A 13,829-nucleotide genomic window follows, 5' to 3' on the forward strand; every position below is an offset into this window, starting at 1 on the left:
CTTGGTTGAGGTGGTGGTGCGTCGAATCAGAGGTCCAGAACCAGCTTCGCCGTCTTGCAGCCCGAGCAACAGATCATCATTCGGTCGTTGGCGGCCTTCTCGGCATTGCTGAGGACCAGGTCGCGGTGGTCGGGGGTGCCTTCGAGCACCCGGACTTCGCAGGTGCCGCAGATCCCCTCTTGGCAGGAGAAGGGCGGCTCGATGCCGATGGCGAGAAGACTGTCGAGGATGGTCTGACCCGCGCGGACTTCCAGCTGTTTGCCGGAACGCGCCAGTTCGACGATGAAGCCGCCGTCCGTCGCGGCGGCTTCCTTCGCCGCGAAGTACTCCATGTGCACGCGATCGGGAGGCAGCCCGGCGGTTGCCTGTTCATACGCAGCCAGCATGGGCAGCGGGCCGCAGCAGTAGACGTGCGCGCCGGCGGGGAGTGACTGCACGATCGCCGAGAGGTCGAGCATCTGGCCTCCGGCTTCCTGATCGAAGTTCAAGCGCAGTTCGGCATTGGGCTGGTTGTGAAAGCCCTGCAGTACGTCGAGAAAGGCCGCGTTGCGGCGCGTGCGCGCCGCATAGTGAAGCCGCCACGGCGTGCCCAGCGCCTGGCTGCGCGCGATCATGCTCATCATCGGTGTGATGCCGATGCCGCCCGCGATGAAGACGTTCATCGGGGATGTTTCATCGAGCGGGAAGTTGTTGCGCGGCGCACCGATGGTGAGGGTCTCGCCGGAGCGCAGCACTTCGTGCATGTACCGCGAACCGCCCCGGCTCTTGGCATCCTTGTTGACGCCGATGAGGTAGCGGTGGCGCTCGCTGGGTGCGTTGAGCAGCGAGTAGCTGCGCAGCAGGCCATTGGGTAGATGCAGGTCGATGTGCGCACCCGCCGTGAAGGCAGGCAGTTCCTTTAGCGGGGGCATCGGTACGAGTTCGAACCCGAGGATTCCATCGGCTTCATAGGTCACAGCCCGCACGCGGACCTGCATCAGTGTTTCCTGGGTGCTCATGAGGGGTCTCCTGGATGCGACAAGGATCAGAGATCGAGGGCGGTCATCGGCTCGATCTCGACGCCCATCGCGGTGGCATGCTCGTGCTGGACCCACTCGGGCTGCCCTGCGTGAAAGATGAAGTGGGTGAGCAGACGGTTCCACTTTGGATGGCGCCGGTACTCCGCCAGCGGCAGTCCTGTCAGGAAGAAGTCGCGCGAATCGCTGGGTAGTAACAGCGGTTGGTTCGATGTTGAGCGCAGCACGCCCTTCGGGTCGCGGCCCGACTGCACTGCTTCGATGTCCTCGAAGAGCTGGCGCCGCAGCATCGCGATACCGCGGTCGCTTGCGCCGAGGTTTTCTCGCGTTCGGTCCGCGACCCGGCCCTGACCGACCCACGCGACGATGTCCTGGTTGATGATGTGGCTCGTGATCCAGCGTCCGGTGTCGGGCTCGCGAATGGGGCTGTACCAGGTGGGAATGGTCTTCTGCACGAAGGGCTCGGACTCGTGCGGCACGCGGATGAACGACCAGGTGACGTTGAGCGTGTTCCCGTCATCGATGGGCACGCGCCATTCGAAGTGGTCGCCGAGGAAGAAGCCGTTGGGCCAGAGGCAGACGCGGCCGATGGTCCAGAGCGGATGGTTCGCATCGGTGTCCTCGGTGATGCGCTTGTAGATCAGGCCGTGCTCGAAATCCTCGAACGCCAGTTGCACATGCGCGGGCGCATAGCCGCTCTCGTCCCCGGCGGGCGCGCCGCGAAGGCGGCGGCTCCAGTTGGCGTGCATCCATTCGAAGTGCACCGGGTCGATGGAGTTTTCCTGTGTCTGCAACCAGTTGCAGGGCACTTCGGAGAACACCGCTTGCACGAAGCCATTGGACCAGTGGAAGGGTTCCCAGTCGGGCAAATGCGGCGCAGGCAGCGGTCCCATGTAGGCCCACAACAGGCCGGCCATGGGCCGCACTTCGTAGGCCTTCAGGCGCACTTTGCAACGCATGCGCGCGTAAGGATCCACGTGCTCCTCGAACGGTTGCGCTACGCATGTGCCCTGCGCATCGAACTGCCAGCCGTGGTAGTTGCAGCGAATGCCATCCTGCTCGACGTAGCCGTAGGAGAGGTCGGCGCGTCGGTGCGCGCAGTGCCGGTCCACCAGCCCGTACCGGCCGCCGAGGTCCTTGAACAGCACAAGGTCTTCGCCCATCAGGCGCACCGGCTTGACCGGCTCGCGGTCGAGATCGTCGATGCCGGCAATGGGGTGCCAGTGGCGGCGCAGCACCTCGCCCATCGGCGTGCCTGGTCCGACTTCGGTGAGCTGGCGGTTCTTTTCTGCAGTCAGCATGAGACGAACGTCCTTCCGCTCATTCCGGCTTGAAGCCGGATTCCTTGATGATGGGTGCCCAGTGCGCGAGCTCGGCGCGCTGCAGCGCATCCATCTCGGCGCCCGGTCGGAAGTCCGGCTGCACCCACAGCCGTTGCGTGAGCAACTCCTTGACTTCCGATGATTGAAGCGCCAGCTGCAGGGCCTTCTGCATGCGCTGGACTTCCGCTGCAGGTGTGCCGGCGCGTGCCCACATGCCGGTCCATCCTTCGCCCGAAGTCACGTCGACGCCTTGTTCGGCGAAGGTCGGAATCTCGGGGATGAGCGGCGATCGTTCCTTGGTGAAGATGCCGATCACGCGGATGCGGCCGGAGCGGTGGTGCGGCATCATGCTGTCGATCAGGCTGATGGCCGAGGACAGGTGCCCGCCGACGAGGTCGGTCACCATGGGCGGCGTGCCCTTGTAGGGTGTCACCGGCAGATCGATGCCCGCCGTCTTCGCGAGCTGCACGCCGAGGAAGGCGTTCTGCCCACCCAGTCCAGGGGCGCCGAAGCTGGCCTTGCCGGGATTGCGGCGCACCCACTCGATGAACTCGCGCACGTTCGTCGCACCGGTGTTGAGCGCAACGCCCATGCCCAGCGGATACGACGCGAGCGTTGCCACGGGCGCGAAGTCCTTCAGGATGTTCCAGCGCAGTTCGTGGGCGAACACCAGCATCTGGAAGGTGGGCGTCGCATTCGGGGCCACCATGTAGGTGAGCCCATCCGCCGGAGCCGCAAGCACCGCGTCGGCGGCGATGCGCCCGCCCACGCCGGGCTTGTTATCGATGATCACCGGCTGTCCGAGCAGCGCAGGCAAGCGGTCGGCGACCGCGCGGATGATCGCGTCGGTGGCACCGCCGGGCGGAAAGCCCACGACGATGCGGATCACCGGCTTGCTCTGCGCATGAATGGCCCGAGGCACGGCAAGCATGGCCGCGCCATACGTCAGAAGGTCGCGACGGCTGAGTTTCATCGTTGTCTCCGAATGGTTGAGCTTTCGAGCTCGAGGCCGCGGGCGTCTTCTGCGCCCTGCGTGGCGTCGAATGGCTTTGGCGCTAGGCGTCGGCGAGGGCGCGCCAGTCGCTCGGGCTGGAGATGACCCCTCCGACCGAACGGATCTTTTGATAGTCGAGTTCCGGGTGATGCGCCATCGTCGGCTGCTTGCCCTCCATGAACTCGCGCGCCGCCTTCAGCAGCATCTGGCGAACGCGTAGCACAGCGCCGTCCGCGGAGCACAACTGCTCGTCGGTGCGGTCGACGATGGGGCCTTGGCTGAGGAACATCGCGAAGTCCTCGGTGCCCAGGTGCTGCGGAAAGCCCGTCTTGTGGCCACGCTTCATGAGGTCCCGGTTCTGTCCCCAGTTCTCATTGGGCCCGCCGGGGGGCAGCGGGGGAAAGTTCCACACGTCCGGCGAGGCCGACATCACCGTCATGCCGAGCGGCCGGTTCGGATTGAAGTGCACGAACCACGCGCGATGTGTCACGTCGTCCACCGGTGTCGAGAAGAACACGGTGGTGGGTCCGTTGGCGTCGGGCGGGCAGATGATCCCGTACCACGGCATCACGAAGTTGTTGACCCGTGCGTAGACTTTGCCATCTGGCAGCGTGCGCAACGCGGCATAGCGGTAGCCGTAGGGGCGTTCCTCGAACTCGAGCTTGGGTGCGAGCGCCTTGGTCATCAGCATGCGTTCGTTGCCACCGCCAGCGGTGATCTGCGTGGTGGATTCGTGCAGCACGCCGACGTGCGACGAATCCATCGATGCTTCCACACCCTGCACCCAATTGGTCGGCACCTCGGCGCTGGTCACCGAGCGCTGGCTCGCCGGCAGGTCGATGAAGGGCAGGTCGGGGAAGGGCGGCGGCGTGTCGCCTTTACCCAGCCAGACCCAGACGATGCCGCCGCGATCCGCAGCGCTGTAGCGGTTCACCCGCACATGCTTGCAGAACTGCGCCTGGTCGCCCGTGTGGTTGGGGGCTTCGACGACTTCGCCTTTGACGTTGAACTTCCAGCCGTGATAGATGCAGCGCAGGCCGTTGTCCTCGTTGCGCGCCAGCGCGAGCGACGCCTTGCGGTGCGGGCACTGCTCGTCGAGCACGCCGACCGAACCATCGGTGGCGCGGAACGCCACGTAGTTCTTGCCCAGCAGGCGGATGCGTATGGGCGCGCCGTCGGCTTCGAGCTTGATCGAGGGCACGGCGGGCAGCCAGTAGTGCTGGCGGATCATCTCCCCCATGGGGGCGCCGTTTTCGACGCGCGTCAGCAGCTCGTTGTCTTCCTTGCTCATTGGCATGAGAGGGTCTCCAGATGTTGTTCAGGCTTGCGCGTGCGCGCGGTCAGCGGCAGTCCTCGTCCTTGCGGAAGGCCCGCGGATAGACGCGGCGGCAGTTGCACTCGAAGATGTCGGTGCGCTGCTTGTCCGTGAGCCATTCGATGCTTTCGATGACGGGTTTCATGTCGTCGTAGTCGCGTCCGCTGATGGGGTCGCGCGAACTACCGGTGCCGGGCTTCTCGGTGCCGAAGAGCACGTTGTCGGTGCCCGCCACCTTCAGCAGCAGTTCGATGGCTTCCTTGCTGTAGTTGCAGGTGTCGAAGTAGAGCTTGCGCAGTTGCTCGTCGAAGGTTTCCTTCTCGCCCTTGCGCACGTTCCACGAGCGAAAGCGCCCCATCTGGTAGGGGATCGCGCCGCCGCCATGGGCCACCACGATCTTGAGATCGGGAAAAGTGTCGAAGGTCTTCGCGCCGAGCAGCGAGACGACCGCGATGCTTTCCTCGTTGATGAACTTCAGCGTGTACGACTCGCGCGCGCTGCAGCTTCCGGCGGAGTGGATCAGCCCGGGAACATCGAGCTCGGTCATCGCCTTGTACAGCGGATGCCAGAAGGGGTCGCCCAGCCCTGGCGGATCGCCCAACCCTTCGGTCGGGTCGGGGTTGATCAGGCAGCCGACGAACCCGAGTTGCGTCACGCAGCGGCGCAGCTCGGGGATGGCACGCAGTTCGAGAGCCTCGTCCATGTATTGCGGCAGGCCGGCGACGCCACGGAAGCGGTCGGGGAACATCTCGACGAAGCGCGCGATGAGATCGTTGCAATGCGTGGTCCACAGCTCCGTCACGCGGCCGGGCTTGACGGAGTGCATCTGCAGGTAGGGGCGCGGGGAGATGAACTGGATGTCGGTGCCCACGTTGTCCATGCTCTTCACCAGCTCCTCGGCCACCTTGCGCACGGAGGCGTCCGGGATCTTGGGCAGCGTATTGGGATTGGCGCGGCCGCCAACCAGCTCCGCCATGAAGCGGAAGCTTTCGGGCGGCATGACGATGTGGGCGTGGGAATCGATGATCATGAAAGAAGCGCTTTCCAGTGGCTTTCGGGTTTATCGGATGACGGCCATCACTTCGAGCTGCAGCCACATGCCGTGCTGCAGCGGAACGACTGTGATGTGGCGTGCCGGGCGGTCGTGCGGATCGGGAAATGCGGTCAGCCATTCGGCGTTGATCGCGTCGCGCACCGCGTTGTCGCGGATGGTGACGCAGAGCTTGACCACGTCGGACAGCGTGGCGCCGCCCGCTTCGAGCAGCGCGCGCAGGTTGGCGAAGGCATGGCGGACTTGCCTCGCCATGTCTTCGGGCAGTTGCCCCGTGACGGGGTCCTTGCCGGCGATGGCTGAAGAGCAAAGGATGTTGCCGACGCGCGCCCCGGCGGGGATCGGCGCGTTGTGCGAAGCGCCGGGCAAGTCGATGGAGCGACCGGAAGAAGTCATGCGGGTGTCCTGCGAAGTGGCGAAGGAGGAGCGTTGGCGGGTCAGTGATCCGCGCTGTCGCTCTCGAAGAAGCTCATCGGCATGCGGGCCAGGAATTCGGAGAAGCCGGTGGAGCCCGAGGGCACGTGCAGCAGCATGGCCTGGGCCGCGAGTGCTTCGTCGCCTTCCTGGATGGCCCGGGCCACGCGCAGGTGGTCCTGCAGCGACTTGCTGATCTGCGCCTTGGTCTGGAAGTCCTTCAAGCGATAGCGCTGGATCTGCCGGCGCGCGTTGCGAATGAGTTCGGCCAGGTAGGGATTGCGCGCGCCGTCGTACACGGTTTCATGGAAGAAGGTGTTGGCGATCGCGTATTCGGCGGCGCCGCCTTGCACGGCCGCGTCCTGACAGCGTTGGACGGCCTCGTCCAGCGTCTTGCGCAAGGGATCGTCCACGCGGCGCGCCGCGAGCTTGGCGGCCAGGGCTTCCAGCTCGCCGATGCTTTCCATGATTGCCCGCACCTGGTTGATGGACAGGCGCGCCACGGTCACGCCCTGGCGCGGCGCGATGCGCACGAGGTCGCGCGCGGCGAGTTGCTGCAAGGCCTCACGCACCGGTGTGCGTGACACCTGGAAGCGCGCGGCCAATGCGCGCTCGTCGAGCGGCGCGCCCGGCGGAAGGCTGCCGCTCTCGATTTCCTCCTGCAGCGCCGTGCGGATCTCGTTCGCGCGGCCACCGCGTCGACGTGATTCGTCGCCGGAAGTGTCTTCGTCGGAAAGGAGGGAGGGGTCGTGATCGGTATCCATGAGCTGGAACATACCACTCATATGAACTGGTATGCAATAGATATTTCTATGAATGCCAATGACAACGCTGGATGGACGATCTGGCTAACGCCGTCCTTCACTTGGATGGACGGGATTCTCTGGGGATTCCCCTAGTGATTTTGAGCGCCTGTCTTAGTCAGAAAAGCTTGATCAGTTCTGAGAAGTTTATTTATTGGTATGTTGACAAGCATTTTATGTATGCCAGAATCGCCAACATGAATGCCAACCACCTCAATCTACAGCGCGTGATGACGCCGCGCTCCATCGCCATCGTTGGCGCCTCGGCCGACTCGCGTTCCTTCGGTGGTTTCGTCCAAGGCAATCTGGAGCGCTTTGGCTACGACGGCGCGCTGCACCTCGTGAGCCGTGGCAGCGTGGAAATCAACGGGCGCGCCTGCGTGAAGTCGGTCGACGAACTGCCCGAGGGCATCGACCTGGCGGTGCTCGCCATACCCGAAGCCGGTGTGCTGGAAGCCGTGGAGGCCCTCGCCGCGCGCGGCTGCCACGCGGCGGTGCTGTTCGCATCGGGGTACGCCGAGGCCGGGGAAGAGGGGCAGGCGAAGCAGGAGGCGCTGGCGAGCGCCGCGCGAGCGGCCGGCATCTTGCTCGTCGGTCCGAACTGCATGGGGTTCACCAACCTGGCGGCCGGCGTGCCCGTCACCTTCGAGCCGCTGGCGGCACGCGAGCGCGAACAGCGCGCCGGCGTCGGCGTGGTGGCGCAAAGCGGCTTCATGGCCGCGACCTTGCGCGATGCATTCCTGGGCAACGGTGTACCCGTGACATCGGTGTTTTCGACGGGCAACGAGGTATCGGTGAGCGCCGAAGACGTGGTGGCGCACTACCTTGGCGATGCACAGACCCGCGTCATCACCGTGTACGCGGAACAGATCCGCCGTCCGCGCCTCTTCCTGCAACTGGCCGCCGAAGCGCGCGCCAAGGGCAAGCCGGTGGTGTTGCTGATGCCGGGGCGCAGCGACCGTGCGCGCGAGGCCGCGCAATCGCACACCGGCGCACTGGCCGGCGATCACGCGACCGCCACCGCGTTGCTGCGTCGCGAGGCCGTGGTGGTGGTCGAGTCGCTCGACGAACTGCTGGACACCACCGCCATCCTGCTGCGCTATCCGCAGCCGCCGGTGGGCGGTGCGGCCTTCATGACCGGCTCCGGTGCCATGAAGAACCTCGCACTCGATTTCGCGGACGACCTCGGCCTGGATCTGCCGGAACTGGAGGACACCACCGTCGACAAGCTCCGCGCCATGCTGCCCGCGTACGCGGTGGCGGAGAACCCGCTGGACTACACCACCATCGGCGTGCGCCAGCCGGGCCTGATCGGCGAGTTGCTCTTGACCATGCTGGACGACGCGCGCATCGGCAGCATCGTGCTGGCGATCCCGGTAGGCCCGGTGGTGGCGCAGAAGGACAAGGCCGAGCACATCGTTCCCGCCATCGCGAAGGCGCGCAAGCCCGCGGTGCTGGTGCTGACGGGCGATGCGAGTCCGATCGAGCCGTTCTTTACCGAGGCCATCCGCGCGAGCGGCGTGCCGCTGTTTCGCTCGGCCGATCGTGCGCTGCGTGCATTGCGCCGTGTTGCCGCTTATGGCGAGGCGCTGCAGCGTGCTGCTCGTGCCGCGCAAGCCCAGCCTCGTGCGCTGCCGCTTCCGGCCGCAGTACCCGCGAACGGTATCTTTCCCGAATACCAGGGCAAGGCCTGGCTCGCCCGCGCCGGCCTGACAGTGCCGCGGGGCGCGCTGGCGCGCAGCGCCGACGAGGCGGTGCGCATCGCCACGGACATCGGCTATCCGGTGGTGCTCAAGGCGCAGGCCAGCGAGCTACCCCACAAGAGCGACGTCGGCGGCGTGCTGGTCGGCCTGGCCGACGAGGCCTCGCTGCGGGAAGGCTGGCGGCGGCTTCACGACAACGTCGGCCGTCACCGTCCGGAATTGCAGCTCGACGGCGCGCTGGTCGAAGCTACGGGCCCACGCGGACTCGAACTGGTGGTGGGCGCGAAGCGCGATCCCGAATGGGGCCCTGTCGTGCTGGTGGGGCTCGGCGGGATCTGGATCGAGGCACTGAAGGACGTGCGGCTGATTCCGGCCGACATGGCGGAAGAAGACATCTTGGTGGAGCTCGGTCGCCTGAAGGCTGTGGCGGTGCTGCGCGGCACGCGTGGCGAGGCCGGGGTGGACCTGAAAGCGATCGCCCGTGTGGTCGCGCAGGTCGGCGAGCAGATGCGCGCCAACCCGCAGATCACCGAGATCGACATCAACCCGCTCGTCGCCTATCCGGCCGGCGCGACGCCGTCCGTGCTGGCGCTCGATGCGCTGGTGGTCGCCACTGCCTGAGGTCGCGCGCATGAAGCTGCAGTTCTCTTCCGCCGACGAAGCCTTCCGCCTGGAGGTGCGCGAATTCGTCAGGACGCATCTGCCGGCGGATATCCGCCGCAAGGTCGAGCTCGGCCTGCGCCTGGAACGCGCCGACTACATCACCTGGTTCCGCATCCTCGAAGCACGCGGCTGGTTGACGCCGGCGTGGCCGGTCGAGCACGGCGGACCCGGCTGGAACCATGTGCAGCGCTACATCTTCGACGAGGAGACGCTGCTCGGCGGCGCGCCGCGCATCATCGCCAGCGGCATCCAGATGCTCGGCCCGGTGCTGCACGCCTTTGGCACCGATGAGCAGAAGCGCAAGTACCTGCCCGACATCCGCCAGAGCAACACCTGGTGGGCCCAGGGATTCTCCGAGCCCGGCGCGGGCTCCGACCTCGCCGCGGTGCGGACCACCGCCGTGCTCGAAGCCGACGGCAAGCACTTCGTGGTCAACGGCCACAAGGTCTGGACCTCGTACGCGCAGTGGTGCTCGATGATGTTCGCACTCGTCAGGACAGACCCCGGAGCCGCGAAGCCGCAGGAGGGCATCTCGTTCCTGCTGATCGACATGGCAACGCCCGGCATCACGGTGCGGCCCATCCGCATGCTCGAGGGCGGCGAGGACCTCAATGAGTGCTACCTCGATAACGTGCGCGTCCCGGTCGAGAACCTGGTCGGTGAACTGAACAAGGGCTGGTCCTGCGGCAAGTACCTCCTGGGCCACGAGCGCACCGGCATCGCCGGCATCGGCTCGTGCAAGCAGCAACTCGCTCGCGCGCGCCGCCTCGCGACGCAGCAGGGGCTGGACGGCGATGCGGTGATGCAGTCGCGGCTCGTGCAGTTCGAGGTCGAGCTGATGGCCCTCGAATTCACCGCGCTGCGGCTGCTGAGCGCCAATCAGCAGAGCCCGGTCCCAGCGGTGGAGGCATCGATGCTCAAGGTGCGCGGCACCGAGCTGCGGCAGGCCATCTACGAAACGCTGGTCGACATCGCCGGGCCCGAGGCGGTGCCGTTCTCGCCGGAGGTGCAGTTCCTCGAACAGCTCGACCAAGCCGCGACCGACGAATCGATGGTCGCGCTCGCGGCCAACTGCCTGGATTCGCGCAAGGTCACGATCTACGGCGGCACCAATGAAGTCCAGCGCAATCTGATCGCGCGCGCCGCGCTGGAAGCGTTCTGAGGCATGACGAGGACGACGATGGACTTTTCCCTCAACGACGATCACCTGGCGCTGCGCGATGCGGTGCGCCGATTCTGCGACGGCGAATATCCCGCCGAGCACCGTGGCAACGCCGAGACGCTTGCGAAATCGGCCCAGCGCTGGCGCGCCATGGCTGAGCTTGGCTTGCTGGGCCTGCCTTTCGATGCCGATATGGGCGGCACGGCGCAGGGCGCCATCGAGGTGATGCTGGTCGCGCAGGAACTCGGCCGCGCACTGGGCGGCGGTGCGTTCGTGGCGAGCACGGTCATGGCGGGCGAGTTGCTGCGGCGGCTGGCATCCGAAGCGCAGCAGCGGCAATGGCTGCCCGCGATGGCCCAGAGCCGCATCCAGGCGGCGGTGGCGCTCTACGAAGAGGGCATGCGCTACGACTGGCAACGCGTTCGCACCCGTGCCACCGAAACGCCGGAGGGCTATGTGCTGGAGGGCCGCAAGACCTTGGTGTTGCATGGCGACACGGCGGATCTGCTGCTCGTGGCGGCGCGCTGCGGCGAGGACGGCGGGTCCACGGTATTCGCGGTCGACGCCCGCGCACCCGGCGTGCATGTGCAGGGCTTCGACACGCTCGATGGGCGCCGTGCGGCCCATGTGCGCTTCGACCGGGTGGTGGTCAGTGCAGATCGCATGCTCGGCGCGCGCGGTGCGGCCGACGCTGCGATCGACGTGGCGCTCGATGCGGCCATCGCGGCCCTGTGCGCCGAAGCCGCAGGGGCGGTCGAAGCGCTGCTCGCACACACCGCCGAGCACCTGCGCACACGCAAGCAGTTCGGTGCGCCGCTGGCGAAGTTCCAGGTGCTCCAGCATCGCGTGGCCGACATGGCGATCGGGCTGGAGCAACTCAAGTCCATGGCCTGTGCCGCCGCGATGGCGGTCGATGGCGGCGACACCGCGAAGCGCCGTCGACTTGTGTCGGCCGCCAAGGTGCTTGCGAGCCAGCAAGGTCGCCAGATCGCGCTCGCGGCCATCCAGATGCACGGCGCCATGGGCATGACGGACGAATGCCGGGTCGGCCACTACGCCAAGCGGCTGATGGTCATCGGCCAGCTCTTTGGCGATGCCGCATGGCATCTGAGACGCGTGTCGGCGGCCCGCGACTGAGCGGCGCATCCCTTCGAGATCAACAAAGGAGACAAGCAAGGTGAATCGCAAGACTTTCAATGCGGCGCTGCTCGCCGCGATGCTGGGCGTCTCGATGACGGCCGCCGCGCAATCCGATCAGCCGGTCAAGATCCTCGTGGGATTTCCGCCAGGCGGCTCGACCGACACGGTGGCCCGCGTGCTGGCCGAAAAGTTGTCGGTGGTGCTCAAGCAGCCCGTCATCATCGACAACAAGCCCGGCGCCGGTGGGCGGCTGGCCGCGCAGGCGCTCAAGACTGCCGCACCGGACGGCCTCACGTACATGATCGCGCCCAACGCGACGCCGGTGTTCCAGGCGCTGCTGTACCCGCCCTCGGTGCTGAGGTACGACATGCTGAAGGACTTCGCGCCGGTGGCGGTGATGGTGTCCTATCCGCTCGCACTGGCCGTCGGCCAGGACACCGGCGTCAAGACCGCCAAGGACTTCGCGGCCTGGGTCAAGGCGCATCCGCAGCAGGCGAGCTTCGGCACGGCGGGGGCCGGTGGGCAGACCCATTTCAGCGGCCTGCAACTGGGCAAGGCGATCGGCGTGAACCTGCAGGCGGTTCCCTATCGAGGCAACGGCCCGCTGGTCACGGACCTGCTTGGCGGGCAGGTAGCGGCCGGTGTGATGACGGCCGGCGACATCGTGCCGCACCAGGGCACGGGCAAGGTGCGCGTCGTTGCGGTCTTTGGTGCGAAGCGCTCGCCGCTCCTGCCGGACGTGCCGACCTTCAAGGAGCAGGGCATCGACATCGACGCCGGCGACGCATGGACCGGCATGTGGGCGCCCGCGAAGACGCCGCCAGGCCAGCTCGACCGCATGCAGAACGCGTTGAAGCAAGTGCTGGACTTGCCCGAGGTGCGCGACATCCTCATGAACAAGGCGACCCTGAACCCGGATTTCCACCCGGCGGACGAGATGGACAAGCTGCAGCGCAAGGAACTGGCGTACTGGGGCCCTGTCATCAAAGCCTCCGGCTTCACACCGGATCAGTAACCCACCGAGAGCAAGAGCCAGAAGATGAGCCTCAACGGATCCGCCTACATCGTCGGCGCCTACGAACACCCCACGCGCAAGGCCGATGACCTCTCGGTGGTGCGCTTGCACGCCGACGTGGCCAAGGGCGCGCTGGAAGACGCCGGCCTGTCGAAGCACGACATCGACGGTTACTTCTGCGCGGGCGACGCGCCCGGCCTGGGTACCACCACGATCGCCGAGTACCTCGGCCTCAAGCTGCGCCATGTCGATTCGACCGAGTGCGGCGGCTCGGCGCCCATCTTGCATGTGGCGCATGCGGCCGAAGCCATCGCGGCCGGGCGCTGCAACGTCGCGCTCATCACGCTGGCCGGTCGTCCGCGCGCGCAGATGGCGGCCGCGCAGGCCGCGGCGAAGAGCAACGGCGTGAAGGCGCCGCTTGCGTTGAAGCCGCCAGATCCGGATGCGCCGGAGCTCGCGTTCGAGCTGCCTTACGGCCCAGCCACGCAGAACCTCTACGCCGCCGTGGCCAAGCGCCACATGCACGAGTTCGGCACCACCAGTGAGCAGCTTGCCTGGATCAAGGTGGCCGCATCGCACCACGCGCAGCACAACCCGAACGCGATGCTGCGCGAAGTGGTGACCGTCGACGACGTGGTGAATTCGCCCATGGTGAGCGACCCGCTACACCGGCTCGACTGCTGCGTGATGAGCGATGGTGGCGGCGCGATCATCGTCGCTCGCCCGGAGATCGCGCGCGAGCTCAAGCGCCCGCTGGTCAAGGTGCGCGGCACCGGCGAGGCGCCCAAGCACGGCATGGGCGGCAAGCTCGACCTCACCTATTCGGCGGCCGCGTGGTCGGGCCCGCTGGCCTTCGCCGAAGCGGGAGTCACGCCGGCCGACGTCCAGTACGCATCGCTCTACGACAGCTTCACCATCACCGTGCTGATGCAGCTCGAAGACCTCGGCTTCTGCAAGAAAGGCGAGGGGGGCCGCTTTGTGGCCGACGGCAACCTGATCTCCGGCGTCGGCAAGCTGCCCTTCAACACCGATGGCGGCGGCCTGTGCAACAACCACCCGGCCAATCGCGGCGGCATCACCAAGATCATCGAGGCGGTGCGCCAGTTGCGCGGCGAGGCCCATCCCGCGGTGCAGGTGCCCAACTGCAGCCTCGCGCTCGCGAACGGCATCGGCGGCGCGCTGGCCTCGCGTCATACCGCCGGCACCCTGATTTTGGAAAGAGTCTGAAGAC

The 13,829-nt window shown here is 66.6% G+C and carries 12 protein-coding genes; 5 read left to right on the top strand and 7 right to left on the bottom strand.

From position 1 onward, the window contains the following. Window positions 1-26 precede the first annotated feature (26 nt). The 7 genes from BLW05_RS31385 to BLW05_RS31415 all read right to left on the bottom strand — a co-directional run bounded on the left by BLW05_RS31385 (window position 27) and on the right by BLW05_RS31415 (window position 6,888). A complete protein-coding gene (locus tag BLW05_RS31385) occupies window positions 27-998 on the bottom strand; it encodes a PDR/VanB family oxidoreductase (protein WP_093168086.1) in 972 nt (323 codons plus the stop codon). A gap of 26 nt (window positions 999-1,024) precedes the next feature. After that, the gene (locus tag BLW05_RS31390; protein WP_093168088.1) at window positions 1,025-2,317 is read right to left on the bottom strand and encodes an aromatic ring-hydroxylating oxygenase subunit alpha; all 1,293 of its coding nucleotides are present in this window, start codon (window positions 2,315-2,317) and stop codon (window positions 1,025-1,027) included. Window positions 2,318-2,336: 19 nt separating this feature from the next. Beyond that, window positions 2,337-3,311, bottom strand: coding sequence for a tripartite tricarboxylate transporter substrate-binding protein (locus BLW05_RS31395; protein WP_093168090.1), 975 nt, complete (start codon window positions 3,309-3,311; stop codon window positions 2,337-2,339). Between the two features lie 82 nt (window positions 3,312-3,393). After that, window positions 3,394-4,629: an aromatic ring-hydroxylating dioxygenase subunit alpha gene (locus BLW05_RS31400; protein WP_093168092.1), complete on the bottom strand. Its 1,236-nt coding sequence runs from the start codon at window positions 4,627-4,629 to the stop codon at window positions 3,394-3,396. Between the two features lie 43 nt (window positions 4,630-4,672). Then, window positions 4,673-5,677, bottom strand: a complete 1,005-nt coding sequence (locus BLW05_RS31405) for an amidohydrolase family protein (RefSeq protein WP_093168094.1) — start codon at window positions 5,675-5,677, stop codon at window positions 4,673-4,675. A gap of 30 nt (window positions 5,678-5,707) precedes the next feature. Continuing rightward, window positions 5,708-6,094, bottom strand: a complete 387-nt coding sequence (locus tag BLW05_RS31410) for a RidA family protein (RefSeq protein WP_093168096.1) — start codon at window positions 6,092-6,094, stop codon at window positions 5,708-5,710. A gap of 41 nt (window positions 6,095-6,135) precedes the next feature. Further along, window positions 6,136-6,888: a GntR family transcriptional regulator gene (locus BLW05_RS31415; protein WP_256330577.1), complete on the bottom strand. Its 753-nt coding sequence runs from the start codon at window positions 6,886-6,888 to the stop codon at window positions 6,136-6,138. A 224-nt stretch (window positions 6,889-7,112) separates the two neighbouring features. Between BLW05_RS31415 and BLW05_RS31420 the strand changes: the two genes are divergently transcribed. The 5 genes from BLW05_RS31420 to BLW05_RS31440 are packed head-to-tail and all read left to right on the top strand — an operon-like array spanning window position 7,113 to window position 13,825. Then, window positions 7,113-9,239: an acetate--CoA ligase family protein gene (locus BLW05_RS31420; RefSeq protein WP_256330578.1), complete on the top strand. Its 2,127-nt coding sequence runs from the start codon at window positions 7,113-7,115 to the stop codon at window positions 9,237-9,239. Window positions 9,240-9,249: 10 nt separating this feature from the next. Beyond that, a complete protein-coding gene (locus tag BLW05_RS31425) occupies window positions 9,250-10,443 on the top strand; it encodes an acyl-CoA dehydrogenase family protein (protein WP_093168177.1) in 1,194 nt (397 codons plus the stop codon). Window positions 10,444-10,461: 18 nt separating this feature from the next. After that, on the top strand, window positions 10,462-11,580 hold the full coding sequence (locus BLW05_RS31430; RefSeq protein WP_093168100.1) for an acyl-CoA dehydrogenase family protein: 1,119 nt from the start codon (window positions 10,462-10,464) through the stop codon (window positions 11,578-11,580). A 40-nt stretch (window positions 11,581-11,620) separates the two neighbouring features. After that, on the top strand, window positions 11,621-12,598 hold the full coding sequence (locus tag BLW05_RS31435) for a Bug family tripartite tricarboxylate transporter substrate binding protein (protein ID WP_256330579.1): 978 nt from the start codon (window positions 11,621-11,623) through the stop codon (window positions 12,596-12,598). Between the two features lie 24 nt (window positions 12,599-12,622). Further along, window positions 12,623-13,825: a thiolase domain-containing protein gene (locus tag BLW05_RS31440; protein WP_093168102.1), complete on the top strand. Its 1,203-nt coding sequence runs from the start codon at window positions 12,623-12,625 to the stop codon at window positions 13,823-13,825. Window positions 13,826-13,829 lie beyond the last annotated feature (4 nt).

This window comes from Variovorax sp. YR216, from assembly GCF_900107745.1.
Lineage (GTDB): Bacteria > Pseudomonadota > Gammaproteobacteria > Burkholderiales > Burkholderiaceae_C > Variovorax.

What these genes read in the sequence shown, in the direction of transcription:
- BLW05_RS31385 (WP_093168086.1), bottom strand. Translation starts at nt 998, where the DNA reads ATGAGCACCCAGGAAACACTGATGCAGGTCCGCGTGCGGGCTGTGACC.
- BLW05_RS31390 (WP_093168088.1), bottom strand. Translation starts at nt 2,317, where the DNA reads ATGCTGACTGCAGAAAAGAACCGCCAGCTCACCGAAGTCGGACCAGGC.
- BLW05_RS31395 (WP_093168090.1), bottom strand. Translation starts at nt 3,311, where the DNA reads ATGAAACTCAGCCGTCGCGACCTTCTGACGTATGGCGCGGCCATGCTT.
- BLW05_RS31400 (WP_093168092.1), bottom strand. Translation starts at nt 4,629, where the DNA reads ATGCCAATGAGCAAGGAAGACAACGAGCTGCTGACGCGCGTCGAAAAC.
- BLW05_RS31405 (WP_093168094.1), bottom strand. Translation starts at nt 5,677, where the DNA reads ATGATCATCGATTCCCACGCCCACATCGTCATGCCGCCCGAAAGCTTC.
- BLW05_RS31410 (WP_093168096.1), bottom strand. Translation starts at nt 6,094, where the DNA reads ATGACTTCTTCCGGTCGCTCCATCGACTTGCCCGGCGCTTCGCACAAC.
- BLW05_RS31415 (WP_256330577.1), bottom strand. Translation starts at nt 6,888, where the DNA reads ATGTTCCAGCTCATGGATACCGATCACGACCCCTCCCTCCTTTCCGAC.
- BLW05_RS31420 (WP_256330578.1), top strand. Translation starts at nt 7,113, where the DNA reads ATGAATGCCAACCACCTCAATCTACAGCGCGTGATGACGCCGCGCTCC.
- BLW05_RS31425 (WP_093168177.1), top strand. Translation starts at nt 9,250, where the DNA reads ATGAAGCTGCAGTTCTCTTCCGCCGACGAAGCCTTCCGCCTGGAGGTG.
- BLW05_RS31430 (WP_093168100.1), top strand. Translation starts at nt 10,462, where the DNA reads ATGGACTTTTCCCTCAACGACGATCACCTGGCGCTGCGCGATGCGGTG.
- BLW05_RS31440 (WP_093168102.1), top strand. Translation starts at nt 12,623, where the DNA reads ATGAGCCTCAACGGATCCGCCTACATCGTCGGCGCCTACGAACACCCC.